Consider the following 18,760-nt stretch of genomic DNA (forward strand, 5'->3'; position numbering starts at 1 on the left):
GTTTCTTTTGCCTTTTTTTTCGTTTGGTAAATTTCTTAAATATTTATGGCTAAACGACAACCGTCATCCCGCTACTTGTTAGCGGCTAAGGGATACCGCGAATGAATCGCGGTATGACATAGGACTGCTGTCATTCCAGTGCTCCTTTTTTTGTCATCCCAGTGCTTGAAACTGGAATCCAGCCTTTATTATGCAGCCACTTGGTTGAAATTAAGTTTTCTGGATCCAAGTGTCAGCTACTTGGATGACACCATTCTTTTTTCTGGATCCCAATGGGCTTTGTTGCATAGCACCTTGTATTGGATAGATCAGGAAAAACTTATGTAGCCATTTCAAACTTAGGCACGCCTATTTCGATAAATTTATTCAGCAAATAACACTTGAGTAGCAGTTCCTTCCCACGATTAATTTCAGATTTGTTCCGAAAATTAAACCTGAATGTTTGTTTCAGTTGCGAGAAAAAACTTTCTACATAAGATCTTTTTCCGTAGTTTGTTTGCTTTTTCCACCTCTTCATTCCATCTTCGCTGTATGACTTTATTAGTCTAATTGCAGCTTTTAGTTGGTAATACCATAATGGAAATTTATCATTCATTTTAGAAACTACTATAGTAGCGGAATGACGATTTTTCAAATTGTCGGTAAATCTAAGTCAGTTTAGCTATCATACGCGTCAAGTTAAGGAAAAGTGTAAGTAAAATTGATAGAGTGAAGGAAAAGAATAAGGTATAAGTTCTTCTTGGATATGTGAATGAGAGAACTTACAATGGACAGAATAGCTTGCTTATCAAAAGACCTCAATGAATTCTTTAATGAAAAAGCAGACGAAATATCAATTGCAGTAGGTTTTATAAAAAGAAAGAGAAAACTTAATGGCTCATCATTCATAAAAGCTATGGTTTTTGGTAACATAGGAGTTGATGATTGCAGCATAGAAACAATGTGCCAATTGCTAAATGAAGACTCGATAGAAATTACAAAACAGGGTTTGGATTATATTAGCCTGCCCAGTAGCATGGAAGATATGTACAAAGGATATGGGAGTAGCTATAGAGATTGTGAGAGTAATACCAAATCAGGAATAAAGCTGCAGTTAGTCTTTGATTACCTGAACCAAGCGCTAGATAAGTTAAATTTAATAGAAGGAATAAGGTCGGATCAAGGTTATAGGGATTATCTGAACGGTTTATCAGCCAATGATTTGCTAATATTTGATTTGTGCTACTTTGTGCCTAGTTCTTTTAAACAGATTGATGAAGCAGGTGCATATTTTGTTAGTCGTTATAAGTCTGATACCAATATATATGATATAGAAACAAATCAAAAAATAGAGTTGTTGGAATGTTTAGAAGGTCAATCCCTTCTAGAGATGGAAGTGCTATTAGGAAAAGAAGTAAAAATTAAAGTGAGAATTATATGTCAAAAATTAACTGAAGAACAGTCTATAATTAGAAGAAGAAGGGCTAATAAGTTAGCAAAATCACATGGATATACATCTTCTCAAAAGAATCAAAAATTGCTGGATTGGTCGATATTCATAACTAACGTTCCAGAGAGTAAAATCAGCGCTGAACAAGTATTAACAGTTTACAGGGTAAGATGGCAGATTGAATTATTATTTAAATTGTATAAGAGTCACATCAGGCTTGACGAACTTAAAGGAAAACCATACAGAGTATTATGTGAACTATACGCTAAATTGTGCGCAATTCTTATATTTCATGGAATAGTTGGTTGTATAAAACTGAAAGAGAATACAGAGCTGAGTTTAACAAAGGCATTCATTGAATTAAAAAGAAGGATTAGGGAGTTGTTTTTAGCGTTAAGCAGTAAAATTAATAATTTGAGAATTTTCCTGAAAAAACTTACCACAGACTGGTCACAATTTTCTGTGAAAGATAGATATAGAAAAACTAGAGTATCCACCTTAAGTTCATTGAATTTTCTTACCCTTGCTTCTTAACTTGACGCGTATGCTTAGGTATACAGTCCCAAAGTGTGATGGTATGGATTTAGTATAAATAATTCAGGATACTTGTGTCCACTGGTTACATATAAATGTGTAACCATAATTCCTCCCGATGGTAACTTCTTATATATCATACCATCACACTTTGGACCTAAGCACTCCGTTTAACAAGCTAGAACTGCTATATTTGAATACATAGAAATTTTTACAATAAACAGCGTAAGCATTCTGCTATTAATTATTGCATTCCTGAACATTTTATTCTTTTTGTAAAAAATTTTCTTAACTTTCTCTCCTCTTTTTCTGGGTAAGGTCACATAATATCTTGACATTTATTTAATGTTGCTATATAATAGTTATGTACATTTTGTGTACTATAGCAATAAAATCACCCTGTAATAGGTGTATTGGACCCGAGGGCAGTACTCGGCGCCTCCACCATATTTTTAATTTATATGGGGGCGAATAAGGATCGACATGCATAGTAAAGATGGTAGCTTTGCTCGGTTAGACACCACCGCTAAGAGTTCATAATTTAAATGCAAACGATAACTTTGCTGCTGGTAGTAATGAATGTTGTGTTGCTGCTTAATTTAGCACAACCAATTTATTACTAAAGCACGGTTCAGGGAACGCCGGGTAACAGAAGTTCCCCCAAAATTTACGTATGTGAAAGTTATATGGAGCAAACAGATTACAAAAAACTGCTTAATTCTGCTAAGTTTCAAGTTATCAAAAAGACTTTAGATGTTATATCAGGTAATGGTTTTATCCCTCACTTAGAAATATTATTTTTCACATATTTTAATGGTGTGACCATGCCAGATCGTTTGAAAAAGTCATACCCTACTCAAATGCTTATTATATTACAGCATCAATTCTATGATTTAAAAGTTTCTGAGGATAAATTTAGCGTCAATTTGAGTTTTCAAGGAAAACAAGAGCGAATTACTATACCGTTTTTTGCTATTAGTGAGTTTCGTGATAAAATTTCAGGAGATGTTTTAATATTTGACAAAATCAGTATCGACTCTGATAAAGAATACAAAAGTGAAAAATGTACTGAAAAACTATCAAACGGTAGTATTATATCCATAGATCAACTGCGTGATGAGTAACTGCTCATCTTTATAAACAAAAAATATTAATAGAAAAAAGTGGTCTAACTTAAGTAATAGAATAGAGGGTAAATAAATATGCTAAATCTTTAATTATTTATTAACGCAGGTGGCAAAATTTTTCTTACATATCATCAACTTCCTTTATTGAAAAATTCAGAAAAATGTTGTATAATTACTAGTAGACTTTGGTAAAACATATGACAGATTCAGGAATTAGTATAACTTTTGACCCAAAAACTTCACATAACCTTACTAAGTTAGCTGAAATCACCAAGGAATCCGTTCAAGAACTAGCAAAAAGGTTAGTCATCGAAGGAATCGAGTGCGAAGTAGAAGATATTGCGTTATATAAAACTATTAAGGAATGTGAGGATGTAGACTGGAACACAGTACTATCTGAAAGGGAGAGGACATAAACTGAAATACGATATTGTCTACTCAAAAAACTTTACTGAAAGAGATTTTCTAAATCTTCCAAAAACAATAAGATCAAGGATTACAAAAGCGATAAACGAGCGGCTTACAACTGATCCAATTAAATTTGGTAAACCATTACGTGGCAGGCTAAAAGGGTATAGAAGAATAAGGGTTAGTGATTATCGAATTATTTATACTGTAAATATTGCAAAACATAAGGTGTTTGTTGCTACAGCAGGACATAGAGACACCATTTATGAGAAGGCTACTTGATAAACATTAAATATATTTTTATACAGCCCTCCTTCCTTTCTTTATTGAAAAATTAAAAAAAATGTTGTAAAATAGCTATAGTAGTAGACTTTGGTAAAACTTATGGTAAATTCAAAAGTTAGTGTAACTTTCAACCCAGAAACTTCGCAGCATCTTGTTGAACTAGCTAGAGCCACCAAGCAGTCTGTTCAAAAATTAACAGAAAAGCTAGTCAAGGAAGCAATCGAACTTGAAGCGGAAGATATTGCATTTTCCAAAATTATTAGGGAGTTAAATTCTGATGATGCAGAAGAAGTAGAGGATAGTGAAGACATCTGGAAATAAGCAATACACCATTAAATATCTAAAGCATGTTCTTAAAAGAAATTTGCCTTCCTTGCCGGAAGATGTAAAGCCAAGTATTAAAGATGCAATAAAAGAGTATCTTGAGACTGATCCTATTGGTAACGGTGTGTTGCTACGCAAGAGATTAAAGGAACATAAAAGAATAAAAGTTGCTGATGTATTGTCTACCGTGTAAATACTGCAAAACGTATAGTAATTATTGTTTCAATAGGACACAGGGACAATATTTACAAGTAGGCAATATTGGACCTACTGAACATTAAATATATTTTTATACACCACTCCTTCCTGATCCATTTTCCTTATTGAAAAATTAAAAAAAATGTTGTATAATTATTAGTGGACTTTGGTAAAACACATGGCAGATTCAGGAACTAATATAGCTCTTAGTAAAGAAACTTTAGAGGACCTTACCCGCTTATCTAAAGTGAAAAAACAGCCCGTTCAGAAGCTAATAGAGGAGTTAGTACAAGAAGCAGTTGAACATGAGGAAGATATGGCGCTGCTCAAGCTCTCCATTCAACGCAATGTTCCAGGTGCAGAAACAGTTGATTTTGAAGACATTAAGTGGGATTAGAGTATTATAAAATCAAATTTCTAAAGAAAGTTAATGAAAGAGATTTACCAGCTCTTCCAAAAACAATAAAGTTAAGTGCTTTAAAAGCCATAAAAGAACGTCTTACAGTCTCTCCTGATAAAGTAGGTAAGTCTTTGTCACATGAGCTTAAAGGACATCGTAGAATACGAGTAGGCGATTACCGTGTAGTTTATCAAGTAAATAATTTAGAATGCATAGTAACAATTACTGGAATAAGACATAGAGAATACATATACGATTGTCATTAAAACAGTTACTATAAACACTATATATATTTTTATACACCACTCCTTCCTGATCCATTTTTCTTGTTGAAAAATTAAAAAAAATGTTGTATAATTGTTAGTGGATTTTGGTAAAACTTATGGCAGATTCAGGAACTAATATAGCTCTTAGTAAAGAAACTTTACAGCACCTTGCCGAGCTAGCTGAGCTCACTAAGCAGTCTGCTCAAGAATTAGCAGAGAAACTACTCAGAGAAGCAATTGAGCTTGAAATCGAGGATTTTTTAGTATCTAAAATTTCTGATGAGCGTGATGTTGAAGGTGCAGAAACAGTTGATTTTGAAGATATTAAGTGGGATTAGAGCGTTACAAGGTTAAGTCTCTAAAGAGTGTTGTTGAAAAAGATTTACCAAACCTTCCAAAGACAATAAGGCTAAGAGTTCAAAAGGCTATAAAAGAACGTCTTACAGTTGACCCAATAAATTTTGGTGAACCACTACATCATAACTTAAAAGGACGTAGAAGGCTAAGAGTTGGTGACTATCGTGTAATTTACAGAGTAAATCAATTAGATCATATAGTAACTATCACAGAGATAGGACATAGAGATGATATTTATAAGAAATAAATATCAACATTAATATATATTATACACCACTCCTTCCTTATCCATTCTCTACCTTAGGTGGCTTTGCGCAGCTCAAAAAATGAAGTTTTTTTTGGTTCAGCAAAAACAACATTTTGAGTTTGAAAAGGCTAAATACTTGTCTTTTATATAACTTTCGTGTAATAGATATGTATGCATCCAATCATATATCTACTCAATACGTTACTTGATCTTTATAGCTTCATTCTAATATGTTGGGTTGTCCTAAACTGGCTGGTTAAACTTAATATGGTGAACATATATAATGAAACTGTCAGTAGCATAATGCACATCTTGAACCAATTGACATATCCACCACTAAAGATTATTAGAAGATATATACCACCGTTCAACGGATTAGATTTATCTATAATGATATTGCTAATAACAATTCACTTTGTAAAATATACAGTAGCTTACTACTTTAGGTAGATGTTAAAAAAATATCTAAAATCAGCAATATATCTATCCCTTTTAATATATATATATATATCAGTTTTTAGCTACAACTATAAAGATCCTTCCTTAAACACGGCTACAAATGAGGAAGTGACAAATTTAGGTGGAATAGTAGGTTCATATTTAGCTGATATATTGGTTCAATTTCTCGGATTAACTAGTGTTACAATAGCTACAACCATAGTTTACTTGTTGATCTTCAGGCCAGCAAAAAGGCTGCTGAAAATTCTCTGTTTAATATTAATCAATTTAGGGATATGTGCTATATTTTCGCTAGGCGTCACTGCAAGGTACAGACACAGTGGAATAATAGGGAATGCACTCGTTAATAACTGCCCGTTTTATGTATTTGTGATAGTAACATCAATAGGTCTTGTAGGATTGATTGGTTGGAAGAGAACAATTTACTCTCTATTCTTCTTATGTAAAAAAATAGCTTACTTATTTGTAAATGTTCCATTCTTCAGATCACATAAAACTGCTGAATATTCAGTTGCACCATTAGTAGTAGAAGAAAAACATAGAACTAAAATCACTACTAAACAACAACCAAAAGAAAGACAGAAAAAAGCTACCGAGGAGGTTTTAAGTGAGTTTAAGTTTCCAAGTATCCATTTACTTTCTAAAGCAGAGGAGTCTTTGCAGAGAAAACAGCTGAATGAAATGGAGAGCAATAAAAATTTATCTCTGCTGGAACAAGTCCTGAGTGATTTTGGCGTGCAAGGAAAAATTATCAGTGTATGCTATGGGCCGGTTGTGACTTTATACAAACTTGAACCACAAGCTGGTACGAAATCTGCAAGAGTGATCGGCCTTGCAGATGACATTGCACGTTCGATGAGTGCACTCTCTGCACGTATTTCAATAATTCGTGGGCAAAATGCCATGGGAATAGAATTGCCGAACAAGGAACGGGAAATTGTAATGCTGCGTGATTTGCTTGAATCACCAGAATACCAAAATGCAAACTTAAATCTCCCAATTGCGCTTGGCAAGGAAATAAGCGGAAAACCAGTGATTGCAGATCTAACCAAAATGCCTCACTTGCTCGTTGCTGGAACCACAGGGTCTGGTAAATCAGTTGCGATTAACACTATGATTCTGTCGCTCGTTTATCGATTAAGTCCTGACGAATGCAAGATGATAATGATCGACCCAAAAATGCTTGAGCTTTCAATATATGATGCAATACCGCATCTAATAACGCCAGTGGTAACAGAGCCAAAAAAGGCTGTAATTGCTCTTAAGTGGATAGTGAAAGAAATGGAAAACCGCTATCGCATGATGTCGTATTTGAATGTACGCAATGTTATAAACTATAATCAAAAAATCACAGAAGCGATGAATAGTGGAATAGAATTGGAGCGCGTTGTGCAGATTGGCTTTAACTCAACAACAGGTAAGCCTTTGTTTGAAAAAATACCAATCAAGATGGAGACATTTCCGTATATTGTAGTGATCGTGGATGAAATGGCAGATTTGATGCTTGTTGCCGGCAAAGAAATAGAGTGCTCTATTCAACGCTTAGCTCAGATGGCTCGTGCTGCAGGAATACACATCATAATGGCAACACAACGTCCATCTGTGGATGTGATAACAGGTGTGATAAAAGCAAACTTTCCAACAAGAATCAGTTTTGCTGTTACTTCTAAGATAGATAGCCGCACAATACTTGGCGAACAAGGGGCTGAACAATTGCTCGGTATGGGTGATATGCTCTATATGGCCTCTGGTGGTAAGATTATTCGAATTCACGGCCCATTTGTAAGTGATAATGAGGTGCAAGATATAGTTGATCATCTGAAAATGCAAGGTGAGCCAAACTACATGGAGGAAATCACTAAAGAAGATGAAAATTCTTCTACAGAGTCACACGATGAAACGGAGGATGAAGAAAATGACCTCTATAACCAAGCAGTGGCCATCATTCAAAGAGATCAAAAAGTTTCAACCAGTTACATTCAACGACAACTTAGAATAGGCTATAACAGAGCTGCAAACATTGTTGAAAGAATGGAAAAGGAAGGCATTGTCAGTGCTCCGAATTACTCAGGGAAGAGAGAGATATTGGTTGAATAACAACCTTGTAATACCTTCATTTAAGTTTCCGCACTTTCAAAAAGCAAGTTAAACAAAATTATTAAAAAGTCAATACATAATGACAATTGATTTAATACTAATTTAAGTACTGAGAACGTATAATTATAATATATTAATTAACTAGGGGGTAAAAATGAGTGTGACTAAATGGATATTAGGCTTTGATAAGTCAGATATAACAGCATTGCAGGGAAGTCAACAGAGTGATGCTGAGCAGTTTCAAAAGGTGTTTAGTGCATTAAAAGAATGGCAAGAAGCTCAAAAGATTGATGCTAAACAGTTTGAAGAGGTATTTAGTGCATTAAAAGAAAAGATTGGTACTGAGCAGTTTCAAGGTATGCAAGAGCACTTGAACGGCCTGCAAGAAAAAGTGGAAACACTTACAGAAGCAGTAGGAGAACAAGAAAAAACACTACTAATTTGTACCATAGCCACTGCTGTTGCCGTAATAGCGATAACTTCTTTTGTTGCATTCTGCATCTATCAGGGAGTTAAACTTGAAAAGGAGAAAGAAAAGAACTCGTCTAAAGATACGCCAGACGCAAAACTTAATAATGTAGATGCTATCGATGGCAATGAAAAGAAGCATATGCAAATGCCAGACTAAGCTGCATAACACTCTTCTTGAAAAGGTGTTACGCAACTTGTAACACCTTACTCTTCTCTTAGCCTATGTAGGTTTTTGATAGTAAATATATCACTTTTTAGAAAAATATTTGTATTGTAAAGTTAGTAAAGATTCTGGTTTACTTAAAGTTTGTTAATTGCTATCTTTTAAAACACGATATTTACTATAGCACCATATGCTTAGGATTTTTTCTAAAGTTTTGTTTATATTAATGTTTTTGGTTTCTAGCTTTTTTACTGTGCATAGTGCTGAAGCTAAGTCTAAGATAAAGCTCAGTAAGAGATACATACCTCCTGGTAACCCTGGTGGTGCAAACTTTCATACAGATGAGGATTTTGCTGAGTCATATAAACTGTATGAGAAGCGTAGGGAATTGCTCAAGAAAAAAAAGTCACAAGATCGAGCTATAAATAAAGAAGATCTAATCAAAAAATTAAAAGAGAAAAAAATTGCTAGTCTTGATAATGAGCCAAATGACGTGGAAGCTTGCATAGTCGACGATGAAGAGAGCGTTATGATAAATCAGCATGGTATTAATATCGCACGTTTAAGGGGTGCTGTATTTATAGATCAAGAGCCAGTTTCCCAGTATGAAAGCGAGCAGCATGAACAAGAAGAGAAGAAAGTTACTTCAACACGAGAAAAGAAAGTTTCTCCTATAAATATCACTATAAAAGAAACTCCATCAAGAAGAATGTGCTCACATGATTCTATTGCTAATTTGGATAACGTAGATGCTTATAGTTTGAATGGTTCAAGTTCATTTGGCAGCGTAGCTGACACGGTAAAATAGTATCACAATATTGGCCATTAATAATATGCTAGATAAAGACCTGATATTGAGTGATGATGCATATGAATTATCGCCGATTTCCAGGCACAAAACTCATGTTGTAGAAGTTGGAAAAGTAAAGATAGGCGGAAATAATCCTGTAGTTGTACAATCTATGGCGCTTGGTGTGCATATAGATTCTGATAATATAAAAAGTAGCGCAAAACATTATGCAAAAGAGATAACAGAACTAGCACGTACAGGTTCAGAATTGGTGCGAATTGCCTTGAACTCAGAGGAGGTAGCAAGAGCAATACCTTATATAGTAGAAGAGATAAATAAAGAAGGTTTTGATGGTAAAATATTGGTAGGCTGCGGTCAATATGAGCTAGATAAATTAGTTCAAGATTATCCAGACAACATCAAAATGCTGGGTAAAATTAGAATTAATCCAGGCAATATAGGCTTTGGCGACAAACGTGATGAGAAGTTTGAAAGGGTGATAGAGTATGCAATAATGCACGATCTTCCGGTTAGAATTGGAATAAATTGGGGTAGTCTTGATAAATACCTTTTGCAAAAATTGATGGATAAAAACTCTTCGCTTAGTAATTCAAGGCCTTCTGATGTTATACTGCGCAAAGCACTTGTAATGTCTGCTCTTGATAGTGCAAAAAAAGCTGAAGAAATTGGTTTAAATTCAAACAAAATAATCATTTCATGTAAAGTTAGCAAAGTGCAAGATTTAATTTTAGTTTATATGGCACTTGCAAAATCTTCCAATTATGCACTGCATTTGGGTTTAACTGAGGCTGGTATGGGCAATAAAGGTGTGGTGAATACCGCAGCAGGGCTTACTTATTTATTGCAAAATGGCATTGGAGATACAATACGGGCTTCTTTGACTCAACGTCCTGGTGAATCGCGTACTAATGAAGTGGTGGTGTGTCAGGAAATATTGCAGTCTATAGGCTTGCGATACTTTAACCCTCAGGTTAATTCATGTCCTGGTTGTGGGCGCACAAGTAGCGATCGTTTTCGTATATTAACTGAAGAGGTAAATGGCTATATAAAAACTCATATGCCGATGTGGAAGAAAAAAAATCCAGGTGTAGAGCATATGAACATTGCTGTTATGGGATGCATAGTAAATGGTCCTGGAGAAAGCAAACACGCAAATTTGGGAATCAGCTTGCCTGGATATGGAGAAAAACCTGTTTCAGCAGTCTACAAAAACGGCAAATATTTCAAAACTTTACAAGGTGATAATGTCTCTGAAGAATTTAAGGCAATTATTGATAATTATGTGAAGGAGCATTACACGTAACCTTTCACGGTTAATTAATAGATAAATCGCAAATAAAAAAGAAAATTAAACCTTGTTTTTCTTTTTTCGTTATTAATACATTTATAACACAATTGAGTTTTAATAATTGGTATGAAAAGCTTTTTACGAAATTTCTTGCACTATCTTCTGTCATCCCAGTGCCCTGACTACTTGGATCCATATCTTTTTTTCTCTGGTCACGCGCTACCCAGGACGTGGTGTACAAGAATCCTACTAACTTTACTATTAATTCTATTTCCACTTCTAGCATCATCTATAAGCATTGAGGACATCGAAGAAAATTGCGATTACGAATATTACCCTAAATTAGATTCTTCTTCTGCTGATGAGTTACACGTTATAAAGCGAAATTATTATAGATACGGTAAGGAATTAAAAATACTAGCAGATGAGAGGATAAAGGAGATCACTTTAGGCACTAGTGATGTAACCAGACTGCATTCTGTGATTTTTAGCAAAACACGATCTTTCATTTGAGCTTTCTTCAATTTAAAGTAAATACAGAAAATTGCTATTTCCAAAAATATGGTTGAATAATTGTTAATAATAGTGTATAATTATTAATATTTTCAAGCATTTTTGTCATGGCTCTTTCAAAATTTCTCGATCCTCGCAATGATTTGTGTTTCAAAAAAATCTTTAGAACGGAAAAAAATAAGAATATCCTGATCCACTTTTTGAACGATATTTTAGGGTTTACTGAGATAAATGCAATACAAGAAGTTGAATTCTTAAGTACTATCATGGATCCCGAAGTTGCCTCTGATAAACAAAGTATTGTTGATGTTCTCTGCAAGGATTCTATTGGTAATAGGTTTGTAATTGAGATGCAGCTTGCTCGTGATAAAGGTTTTGAGAAACGTGCCCAACTGTATGCTGCTAAGGCTTACTCAAGACAATTAGATAAATCTGGAAATTACATTGATTTAAAGAAAGTCTTCTTTATTGCTATATCAAATTGTAACTTACTTCCTGAAGAAGTTGATTATATCTCTACTCATAATATACGTGATATAAAAACCAACGGCCATTACTTAAAAGATTTTCAATTTATCTTTATAGAATTGCCCAAATTTTCAAAAAGTAAAGTAGAGCAGCTAGAAAGTACAGTAGAAAGATGGTGTTTCTTTTTTAAATACGCAGAAGAAACAACAGAAGAGGACTTAAAAGAGATAGAAGAAAAAGCACCAATAATAAAGCTAGCATATGATGAGTTAGATAAGTTTCGTTGGAACGAAAAAGATTTAGTAGCCTATGAAGAAAGGATAATGGATCTACGAAAAGAAGAAGCCATTCTTGAATACAGACTTGATCTTGCTACTGAAAAAGGCAAAAAAATTGGTAAAGAGGAAGGGAAAATTGAAGTCGCAAAAGCAATGCTGGCTAATAATGTTGATGTCAACACTATTGTCAAGTTTACTGGCCTTTCTATTAGTGAGATTGAAGAATTAAGTGGAAATCTGTGAGCGGTTACAAATAATTTACCATTTCTTCTGGTTTCACTATCCTTTCAAACTCCTCCTCAGTGAGCAGTTGAAGTTTTGCTGCTGCTTCTTTTAGAGTGATATTTTCTTTATAAGCAAGCTTCGCTATTTTTGCTGCATTGTCGTACCCTATATGCGTATTTAATATAGTGACCAACATCAACGACTGATTCAGTAAATCTTTTATCCTCTTTTCATTTGCTTTAATACCAACTACACATTTTTCTGTAAAATTTAAACTTGCGTCAGCTAAAAGTCTTATAGACTGCAAAACATTGTAAATTATCACTGGCTTAAACACATTCAATTCAAAATGACCGTTTGAACCACTAATGGTCACAGCAACATGATTTCCCATAACTTGAGTGCACACCATAGTTACTGCTTCACACTGAGTTGGATTTACTTTACCTGGCATAATTGAAGAACCAGGCTCATTTTCCGGTAACATTATTTCCCCAATTCCGCATCTTGGACCAGAACCAAGCAACCTTATATCATTTGCAATTTTCATTAAACTGACTGCTACTGTATTGAGTGTTCCACTGAGCTCAACCAAAGCATCATTTGCGGCTAGCGCTTCAAATTTATTGTCTGCTGAAGTAAATGGAAGATTAGTAATTCCTGCAACTTGGCTTGAAAAATCTTCAGCAAAACCCTTTTTAGTATTGAGTCCCGTGCCAACCGCAGTGCCACCTTGTGCAAGCTCGTATATACCACTTAAAGTTGATTTTACTCTCTCTATCCCCTTTTTAATCTGGGCTGCATAGCCAGAAAACTCCTGTCCCAGTGTTAGGGGCGTTGCATCTTGCAGATGAGTACGTCCTACTTTTATTATATCCTTAAATTCCTGAACCTTATTATCCAGCACCTTATGCAATTTTTCAAGATTTGGAATAAGCAAGCGGTTTATCTGGTCTGCTGCTGCTATATGCATTGCTGTTGGAAAGGTGTCATTTGACGACTGACCATAATTCACATGATCATTTGGATGTATCGGAGATTTACTACTCAAATTACCACCTAAAATCTCTATTCCACGATTGCTGATTACTTCATTCATATTCATATTAGTCTGCGTTCCGGATCCGGTTTGCCAAACAACAAGCGGAAATTCATTATTAAATTTGCCATCTATTACTTCCTTTGCGGCTGCGCAGATTGCTTCCCCTACCTTATTATCTATGCTACCCTGCTTCATGTTAACACGTGCTGCTGCAAGTTTTACTATTGCTAATGCTTTAATCAGAGGCTCTGGCATTTTTTCTGTGCCAATCTTAAAATTTTCTAAAGAACGCTGAGTCTGCGCTCCCCAGTAATGTTCACTTGGTACTTTTACTTCCCCTAAGCTGTCTGATTCTATTCTCGTCTTTCTATCCATATTTTCCTCCTGGTGTTATGCAAACTGGTTCACTACATAATTTTTTCATGCCTACTTTTTGGTTAATTAAATCATACTAGATCCAAGTAGTCAAGTGTATGAACATTGCAATTTTCAGGTAACTTGCATGGTAGATGTATAACTGTACGAACATTGTCTAGCAGGAGGGTGTCATCCCAGCACCCCTATGATGTCATCCCAGTGCTTGACACTGGGATCCAGAAATTTTATTAAGTTGGTAAGCATAAAAGTAGCCGTTTTATGTTAAAATACAACGTTTTGATGATTATGAAAAGGCTGGATCCCAGTGTCTGGGCACTGGGATGACACCATCTGCCACGCAAATTGCCTGCAAATTGCAATGTTCGTACAGTTGTGTGGTAGATGCAAGTAGCTGACACTGGGATTTGTTGTGTTTAACAAAAACAAATGTTCGTACAAATATATTCTAGTTATATGATAAAATAAATGAAATTCACATCTTAAAAGGATCATATACATCGATTTCCTTAGAATTACTCTTTTTCAATTTTTCACTTAATAATCTTAAAATAGGCTGTAAATCACCATTAATTGATAAGCACAGCACTTCTTTATTGAGATAATTAGCTAGGTGATTCTTCTTTTCCAGAATTTCTGCTTCCCTCAATAAGTCGCATTTGTTTAATACTACAATCTCTTCTTTTTCAACAAGATCACTATTGTAAAGTTCCAATTCATTATGGATACAACTATAAGCCGAAACAACGTCATCGTGAGTTACATCGATTAAATGCAATAAAATTTGACACCTTTCTATGTGCTTTAAAAATTTATGTCCGAGCCCAATTCCAAGGTGAGCATCAGTAATTATTCCAGGAATATCTGCTATTACAACTTCGCTATCATCCACTTTTACCATGCCTAAATGAGGTCTTACGGTGGTAAATGGATAATCGCCTACTTTTGTATCGGAATTTGAGCAGCGAGTCAAAAATTTTGATTTACCTGCGTTTGGCATGCCAATAATTCCAACATCTGATAAAACTTTTAGTTTTAATAATACATGTTTTTCTTCGCCAGGCTGACCGTAAGTAAAATGTCTTGGTGCCTTATTAGTAGAAGATTTAAAATTAGTATTTCCAAGTCCACCTTTTCCACCCTGTGCTATTAAAAATTCCATATCAGGCTTGTCAAGATCGACTATTATCTCTTCACTTTCTTCATCAATTATTTGTGCACCGACTGGAACTTTAAGTATAACGTCTTTCCCTGCTGTGCCAGATCTATCCCTGCCTGCACCATTTTTTCCACTATCTGCTTTAATGTGTCTTCTATAACGAAAATGAAGCAAAGTGTTGAGATTAGCGTCGCTGATGAAAACTATGTTTCCACCCTTTCCTCCATTACCACCATTTGGACCACCAAATTCAACGAACTTTTCTCGACGAAAACTTGCACAGCCATCACCACCGTCACCGGCTTTTAAACACAATTTTACTTCGTCTATAAAACCCATGCTAACCCACGATAATATTTAGCATCCTTTCCTAATGCGCTTTCTATTCTGATTAGCTCGTTATACTTCGCGAGTCTATCAGAACGCGATAGCGACCCGGTTTTTATTTGCCCACAATTTGATGCAACTGCTATGTGGGATATTGTTGTGTCTTCTGTTTCACCTGAGCGGTGAGAAATAACAGCTTTATAGCCATTTGATTTTGCCATTTCAATAGCAGCAAAAGTTTCTGTTAACGTCCCTATCTGGTTTGGCTTGATCAGTACAGCGTTTGCCATTTTTTCCTCTATTCCTTTACGTATTAGTTCACAATTTGTAACAAACAAATCATCCCCAACCAATTGAATTTTACTCCCCAATTTTGCAGTAAGTAATTTCCAACCTTCGTAATCCTCCTCACTCATTGCATCTTCTATAGAAATTATTGGATATTTTTCCACAAGATTACAATAATATTCGGTCAACTCTTCTGAAGTAAGCCCCTTACTTTCAAATTTGTAAATTCCATCTTCATAAAAAGTAGATGAAGCAACATCAAGGCCTAGTGCAAAATCACATTTTGTTGAATAACCTGCTGATTCTATAGCGTATATGATCAAATCAAGTGCTTCTTCAGTACTTTCAATATTTGGTGCAAAACCACCTTCATCCCCTACATTTGTGCTATAACCTTTTTTCTTAAGAATGCTACGTAAGTTATGAAACACCTCCGCAGATATTCTAATTGCTTCACTGAAAGTCTCAGCACCGACCGGAAGAATCATGAATTCTTGGAAATCGAGCTTATTGTCTGCATGTACTCCACCATTAATTATGTTAATGAGTAGAACCGGCATAACACTCGTCTGCTCTCTTCCCAAATATCTATATAGCGGCATTTTGAAACTGTTTGCTGCTGCTTTTGCAACCGCAAGAGACACACCCAAAGTTGCATTTGCTCCAAGTTTTGATTTGTTTTGTGTTCCATCCAGTTCAATTAATGCTTTATCAATTGCATTTTGGTCCGCTGCATTCATTCCAATGATTTTATCTGTTATCATTCCATTTACAACTTGAACAGCTTTCAGCACTCCCTTACCACAATACCTTTTCTCATCTTGGTCTCTGAGTTCCAAGGCTTCCAGTTTACCGGTTGAAGCTCCAGAAGGTACAGATGCTCTGCCTACTGCTCCATCACAGAGCCCAATCTCTACCTCAACGGTTGGGTAACCCCTGCTATCTAAAATTTCTCTTGCAAATACGTTATTGATTATCTTATTCATTGCATTAACCCTTTACTAGATTCACAATTGTGTGCACGGAACGTTCTGTCTCGGAAGATGTTATCCCAGCGCTGTAACATTTCAGTGTATGAACATTGCAATATACAGGTAATTTGAGTAGCGGATGGTGTCATTCCAGTGCTTGACACTGGAATCCAGCTTTTACTATACAGCCACCTGGTGTGCTCATTTACGATTAAGTTTTCTGGATCCCAGTGTCTGGGCACTGGGATGACATCATTCTTAGTGGAAGTTACCCCCATATCACAACGTTCGTACAGTTGTGTGCTTCGACACTGGGATCCAGTTTTACTACACAATTTTATCATATAAATCCTCCCAGTCTGGATTCTCTTTCTCGATTAAATTCATTTTCCATTTTCTTTGCCAACTTTTTAAAAGCTTTTCTCTAGTAATAGCTAAATTTATGTCTTGGAACTCTTCGAAATAAACCAATCTATAAACACCGTATTTTGACGTAAAACTAGAAACAGTTTCACTTTTATGTTCATAAATTCGTTTTATCAAATTTGATGTCACACCTACGTATAAAGTTCCGTTGCGTTCACTTGCAAGTATATAAACATAATAACTCTTCATATATAGTTGACTGGATTCCAGTGTCAAGCACTGGAATGACACCGGTACTTGCATTTATTCTATCGTTTAACTAGATGTTTGTATAGTTTCTGCTATGAGCTTCGCAGCTTCCTTTGCCAATTTAGCTATATTACTACCAGCACCAATAAATAATACTATATCACCTGGACTTGTCGAATCACTAATAAAATGTGAAATGAGCAAAGCATCATTCATAATTTTTGTGTTATTACTGACTAGAGCTTTCTGTATATCATCAATTCCACAACCAGGAATGGGCTTATCTTCTGGAGGATGAACAGGAGTAAGGATGACATAATCAAACATCATGAAAATTCGTATGAATTCATCAAAAAAATTACGAATGCGAGCAAAACGAAGTGGTTCGATAATTCCTATTACTTTTCCTTTAGTAATCGAACGTGCAGCCGTTAAAGTTGCATATATTTCATTTGGATGATGGGCATAATCCTCAATTAACTTAACACCTTTGATATCAGCAATTAAAGAAAATCTTCTTGCTACTCCTTTGAATTCCAAAAGGCCTTTTTTAATCTCTGCATTGCTAATCTCGAGCTTTATCGCAACTGATATTGCAGCTAAGGCGTTGCTTACTTTGTGAATACCTATTGCGTTTGATAGTACTGTGTTTTTTAAAGGGCTGGATCCCAGTGTCAAGCACTGGGATGACACCCATTTTTTTTGAAACAACATCAGCGTCTTTTCCTGTTGCTCCTTCTCCTTTGTCATCCCAGTGCTTGACACTGGGATCCAGTTATTTTGAACCATACAACTATCATCAATAAACACATCAAATTCTATGCTGTTAGCATGCTGCTTAATATTAACAGCTTTAATATTGGCATCCTCAAATCCAAACATCACAGAGTTACTTGCATCATAATTAATGCCTACAGAATCAGGCAAAACTGCAAAATCTGCTTTGCTTATAAACTGAGAAAACGCATTTTTAATATTGTCGAATGTACCATAATGATCCATATGATCGTCGTTAATACTCGTTATGACAGCAATATTTGCAGGAATTTTTAGCATGGTTCCATCAGACTCATCAGCTTCGATTAAAAAAATGTCACTCTTTCCAAGTTTTGAATTACTCTGGTATGAATTTAGTATTCCTCCTACAATTACAGTCGCATCAATGCCAGAATGATCAAAAATGGAAGCAATCATTGCTGTTGTTGTCGTTTTTCCACTTGAGCCTGAAACTGCTATCACATATTTATCTCTTAAAAGTTCAGCAAGCATGTCTGATCTATGCAAAACGATTTTATTGTTATTTTTTGCTGCAATTAACTCCACATTATCAGATTTTATTGCAGAAGAATGTACGACTATTTGAGCTTGGCTTATATTATCAGCATTGTGACCAATAAAAACCTCTATACCTAGCTTTTGTAACCTATCTACATTGTTGTTTGACTGCGCATCACTGCCTTGAACTTTGTAATTGGAATTGTGAAGAATTTCAGCAATAGCGCTCATTCCAATTCCACCTATACCAATAATATGTATTATTCCTTTTTGAGTTTTGTTAATATTTAGCAGTAGATGTTTACTCATTACTAAATTTATTATAGTATAATTTAAAATCCTCATAGTATCGAACCCTCT

Annotated in this window: 24 protein-coding genes, 1 other RNA gene and 3 pseudogenes; 18 read left to right on the forward strand and 10 right to left on the reverse strand. The window is 35.2% G+C overall.

Annotation, left to right across the window (positions count from 1 at the left end; translation table 11 throughout):
* Window positions 1-151: 151 nt before the first annotated feature.
* A pseudogene (locus tag OPR57_RS08220) lies at window positions 152-232 on the reverse strand (WPE palindromic element domain-containing protein); the annotation flags it as partial.
* A gap of 87 nt (window positions 233-319) precedes the next feature.
* Window positions 320-556, reverse strand: a pseudogene (locus tag OPR57_RS07125) (IS5 family transposase); the annotation flags it as partial.
* A gap of 210 nt (window positions 557-766) precedes the next feature.
* Between OPR57_RS07125 and OPR57_RS07130 the strand changes: the two are divergent.
* The 16 genes from OPR57_RS07130 (at window position 767) to ispG (ending at window position 10,879) form a co-directional block, all read left to right on the forward strand.
* Window positions 767-1,963: an IS4 family transposase gene (locus tag OPR57_RS07130; protein ID WP_406831688.1), complete on the forward strand. Its 1,197-nt coding sequence runs from the start codon at window positions 767-769 to the stop codon at window positions 1,961-1,963.
* 327 nt (window positions 1,964-2,290) lie between these two features.
* Window positions 2,291-2,626: a transfer-messenger RNA gene (ssrA, locus tag OPR57_RS07135) on the forward strand.
* 23 nt (window positions 2,627-2,649) lie between these two features.
* Window positions 2,650-3,087 carry a ClpXP protease specificity-enhancing factor SspB gene (locus OPR57_RS07140; protein ID WP_264338600.1) on the forward strand — a complete coding sequence of 146 codons (438 nt, stop codon included), beginning with the start codon at window positions 2,650-2,652 and terminating at the stop codon, window positions 3,085-3,087.
* A 200-nt stretch (window positions 3,088-3,287) separates the two neighbouring features.
* Window positions 3,288-3,506, forward strand: a complete 219-nt coding sequence (locus OPR57_RS07145; RefSeq protein ID WP_006279413.1) for a hypothetical protein — start codon at window positions 3,288-3,290, stop codon at window positions 3,504-3,506.
* A 67-nt stretch (window positions 3,507-3,573) separates the two neighbouring features.
* Entirely contained in the window at window positions 3,574-3,780 is a 207-nt protein-coding gene (locus OPR57_RS07150) for a type II toxin-antitoxin system RelE family toxin (protein ID WP_231115925.1), read from the forward strand.
* A gap of 102 nt (window positions 3,781-3,882) precedes the next feature.
* Window positions 3,883-4,104, forward strand: a complete 222-nt coding sequence (locus OPR57_RS07155; RefSeq protein ID WP_095742622.1) for a hypothetical protein — start codon at window positions 3,883-3,885, stop codon at window positions 4,102-4,104.
* Window positions 4,085-4,300 (forward strand): type II toxin-antitoxin system RelE/ParE family toxin, encoded by a 216-nt coding sequence (locus tag OPR57_RS07160; protein WP_265036448.1) that lies wholly within the window; start codon window positions 4,085-4,087, stop codon window positions 4,298-4,300. The genes OPR57_RS07155 and OPR57_RS07160 overlap by 20 nt, the downstream gene beginning before the upstream one ends.
* Before the next feature lie 183 nt (window positions 4,301-4,483).
* Window positions 4,484-4,702 carry a hypothetical protein gene (locus OPR57_RS07165; RefSeq protein ID WP_265036449.1) on the forward strand — a complete coding sequence of 73 codons (219 nt, stop codon included), beginning with the start codon at window positions 4,484-4,486 and terminating at the stop codon, window positions 4,700-4,702.
* The gene (locus tag OPR57_RS07170; protein ID WP_265036450.1) at window positions 4,693-4,971 is read left to right on the forward strand and encodes a type II toxin-antitoxin system RelE family toxin; all 279 of its coding nucleotides are present in this window, start codon (window positions 4,693-4,695) and stop codon (window positions 4,969-4,971) included. The genes OPR57_RS07165 and OPR57_RS07170 overlap by 10 nt, the downstream gene beginning before the upstream one ends.
* A 116-nt stretch (window positions 4,972-5,087) precedes the next feature.
* The gene (locus OPR57_RS07175; RefSeq protein WP_265036451.1) at window positions 5,088-5,309 is read left to right on the forward strand and encodes a hypothetical protein; all 222 of its coding nucleotides are present in this window, start codon (window positions 5,088-5,090) and stop codon (window positions 5,307-5,309) included.
* Complete coding sequence (locus tag OPR57_RS07180) at window positions 5,300-5,575, forward strand: type II toxin-antitoxin system RelE family toxin (protein ID WP_265027394.1); 276 nt, start codon at window positions 5,300-5,302, stop codon at window positions 5,573-5,575. Before OPR57_RS07175 ends, OPR57_RS07180 begins: the two co-directional genes overlap by 10 nt.
* Before the next feature lie 171 nt (window positions 5,576-5,746).
* Window positions 5,747-6,025, forward strand: a complete 279-nt coding sequence (locus tag OPR57_RS07185) for a YggT family protein (RefSeq protein ID WP_006279515.1) — start codon at window positions 5,747-5,749, stop codon at window positions 6,023-6,025.
* Window positions 6,026-8,131 (forward strand): FtsK/SpoIIIE family DNA translocase, encoded by a 2,106-nt coding sequence (locus OPR57_RS07190; RefSeq protein ID WP_265036452.1) that lies wholly within the window; start codon window positions 6,026-6,028, stop codon window positions 8,129-8,131.
* 154 nt (window positions 8,132-8,285) lie between these two features.
* Entirely contained in the window at window positions 8,286-8,759 is a 474-nt protein-coding gene (locus tag OPR57_RS07195) for a hypothetical protein (protein ID WP_265036453.1), read from the forward strand.
* Between the two features lie 196 nt (window positions 8,760-8,955).
* Entirely contained in the window at window positions 8,956-9,573 is a 618-nt protein-coding gene (locus OPR57_RS07200) for a TRP75-related protein (RefSeq protein WP_265036454.1), read from the forward strand.
* Between the two features lie 25 nt (window positions 9,574-9,598).
* Window positions 9,599-10,879: a flavodoxin-dependent (E)-4-hydroxy-3-methylbut-2-enyl-diphosphate synthase gene (gene ispG, locus OPR57_RS07205; protein WP_265037606.1), complete on the forward strand. Its 1,281-nt coding sequence runs from the start codon at window positions 9,599-9,601 to the stop codon at window positions 10,877-10,879.
* Between the two features lie 10 nt (window positions 10,880-10,889).
* Here the strand turns inward: ispG and OPR57_RS07210 are convergent, their stop codons facing one another.
* Window positions 10,890-11,141 (reverse strand): hypothetical protein, encoded by a 252-nt coding sequence (locus OPR57_RS07210; RefSeq protein WP_265036455.1) that lies wholly within the window; start codon window positions 11,139-11,141, stop codon window positions 10,890-10,892.
* Between the two features lie 343 nt (window positions 11,142-11,484).
* Between OPR57_RS07210 and OPR57_RS07215 the strand changes: the two genes are divergently transcribed.
* The gene (locus OPR57_RS07215) at window positions 11,485-12,366 is read left to right on the forward strand and encodes an Rpn family recombination-promoting nuclease/putative transposase (protein WP_265036456.1); all 882 of its coding nucleotides are present in this window, start codon (window positions 11,485-11,487) and stop codon (window positions 12,364-12,366) included.
* Between the two features lie 4 nt (window positions 12,367-12,370).
* Here OPR57_RS07215 and fumC read toward each other — a convergent pair whose 3' ends face one another.
* On the reverse strand, window positions 12,371-13,765 hold the full coding sequence (gene fumC / locus OPR57_RS07220; protein ID WP_265036457.1) for a class II fumarate hydratase: 1,395 nt from the start codon (window positions 13,763-13,765) through the stop codon (window positions 12,371-12,373).
* A 105-nt stretch (window positions 13,766-13,870) separates the two neighbouring features.
* Between fumC and OPR57_RS07225 the strand changes: the two genes are divergently transcribed.
* Window positions 13,871-13,999 (forward strand): hypothetical protein, encoded by a 129-nt coding sequence (locus OPR57_RS07225; RefSeq protein ID WP_265036458.1) that lies wholly within the window; start codon window positions 13,871-13,873, stop codon window positions 13,997-13,999.
* 30 nt (window positions 14,000-14,029) lie between these two features.
* On the opposite strand, the gene OPR57_RS08100 is transcribed toward OPR57_RS07225, so the two are convergent.
* The 6 genes and pseudogenes from OPR57_RS08100 to OPR57_RS07255 form a co-directional block, all read right to left on the reverse strand.
* Entirely contained in the window at window positions 14,030-14,188 is a 159-nt protein-coding gene (locus tag OPR57_RS08100) for a hypothetical protein (RefSeq protein WP_237357337.1), read from the reverse strand.
* 52 nt (window positions 14,189-14,240) lie between these two features.
* Window positions 14,241-15,263, reverse strand: a complete 1,023-nt coding sequence (gene cgtA, locus OPR57_RS07235; RefSeq protein ID WP_265036459.1) for an Obg family GTPase CgtA — start codon at window positions 15,261-15,263, stop codon at window positions 14,241-14,243.
* On the reverse strand, window positions 15,251-16,525 hold the full coding sequence (gene eno, locus OPR57_RS07240; protein ID WP_265036460.1) for a phosphopyruvate hydratase: 1,275 nt from the start codon (window positions 16,523-16,525) through the stop codon (window positions 15,251-15,253). The genes cgtA and eno overlap by 13 nt, the downstream gene beginning before the upstream one ends.
* Window positions 16,526-16,605: 80 nt before the next feature.
* A pseudogene (locus tag OPR57_RS08225) lies at window positions 16,606-16,755 on the reverse strand (WPE palindromic element domain-containing protein); the annotation flags it as partial.
* Between the two features lie 82 nt (window positions 16,756-16,837).
* Window positions 16,838-17,179, reverse strand: a complete 342-nt coding sequence (locus OPR57_RS07250) for a GIY-YIG nuclease family protein (RefSeq protein WP_406830905.1) — start codon at window positions 17,177-17,179, stop codon at window positions 16,838-16,840.
* A gap of 12 nt (window positions 17,180-17,191) precedes the next feature.
* Window positions 17,192-18,745 carry a UDP-N-acetylmuramate--L-alanine ligase gene (locus OPR57_RS07255; RefSeq protein ID WP_265036462.1) on the reverse strand — a complete coding sequence of 518 codons (1,554 nt, stop codon included), beginning with the start codon at window positions 18,743-18,745 and terminating at the stop codon, window positions 17,192-17,194.
* Window positions 18,746-18,760: the final 15 nt, after the last annotated feature.

This window comes from Wolbachia endosymbiont (group A) of Anomoia purmunda (assembly GCF_947251545.1).
GTDB lineage: Bacteria > Pseudomonadota > Alphaproteobacteria > Rickettsiales > Anaplasmataceae > Wolbachia.

Bases quoted from the DNA above. Each gene is read 5' to 3' on its own strand.
- OPR57_RS07130 (WP_406831688.1), top strand. From the start codon at position 767: ATGGACAGAATAGCTTGCTTATCAAAAGACCTCAATGAATTCTTTAAT.
- OPR57_RS07140 (WP_264338600.1), top strand. From the start codon at position 2,650: ATGGAGCAAACAGATTACAAAAAACTGCTTAATTCTGCTAAGTTTCAA.
- OPR57_RS07145 (WP_006279413.1), top strand. From the start codon at position 3,288: ATGACAGATTCAGGAATTAGTATAACTTTTGACCCAAAAACTTCACAT.
- OPR57_RS07155 (WP_095742622.1), top strand. From the start codon at position 3,883: ATGGTAAATTCAAAAGTTAGTGTAACTTTCAACCCAGAAACTTCGCAG.
- OPR57_RS07165 (WP_265036449.1), top strand. From the start codon at position 4,484: ATGGCAGATTCAGGAACTAATATAGCTCTTAGTAAAGAAACTTTAGAG.
- OPR57_RS07175 (WP_265036451.1), top strand. From the start codon at position 5,088: ATGGCAGATTCAGGAACTAATATAGCTCTTAGTAAAGAAACTTTACAG.
- OPR57_RS07185 (WP_006279515.1), top strand. From the start codon at position 5,747: ATGCATCCAATCATATATCTACTCAATACGTTACTTGATCTTTATAGC.
- OPR57_RS07190 (WP_265036452.1), top strand. From the start codon at position 6,026: ATGTTAAAAAAATATCTAAAATCAGCAATATATCTATCCCTTTTAATA.
- OPR57_RS07195 (WP_265036453.1), top strand. From the start codon at position 8,286: ATGAGTGTGACTAAATGGATATTAGGCTTTGATAAGTCAGATATAACA.
- OPR57_RS07200 (WP_265036454.1), top strand. From the start codon at position 8,956: ATGCTTAGGATTTTTTCTAAAGTTTTGTTTATATTAATGTTTTTGGTT.
- ispG (WP_265037606.1), top strand. From the start codon at position 9,599: ATGCTAGATAAAGACCTGATATTGAGTGATGATGCATATGAATTATCG.
- OPR57_RS07215 (WP_265036456.1), top strand. From the start codon at position 11,485: ATGGCTCTTTCAAAATTTCTCGATCCTCGCAATGATTTGTGTTTCAAA.
- fumC (WP_265036457.1), bottom strand. From the start codon at position 13,765: ATGGATAGAAAGACGAGAATAGAATCAGACAGCTTAGGGGAAGTAAAA.
- cgtA (WP_265036459.1), bottom strand. From the start codon at position 15,263: ATGGGTTTTATAGACGAAGTAAAATTGTGTTTAAAAGCCGGTGACGGT.
- eno (WP_265036460.1), bottom strand. From the start codon at position 16,525: ATGAATAAGATAATCAATAACGTATTTGCAAGAGAAATTTTAGATAGC.
- OPR57_RS07250 (WP_406830905.1), bottom strand. From the start codon at position 17,179: ATGCAAGTACCGGTGTCATTCCAGTGCTTGACACTGGAATCCAGTCAA.
- OPR57_RS07255 (WP_265036462.1), bottom strand. From the start codon at position 18,745: ATGAGGATTTTAAATTATACTATAATAAATTTAGTAATGAGTAAACAT.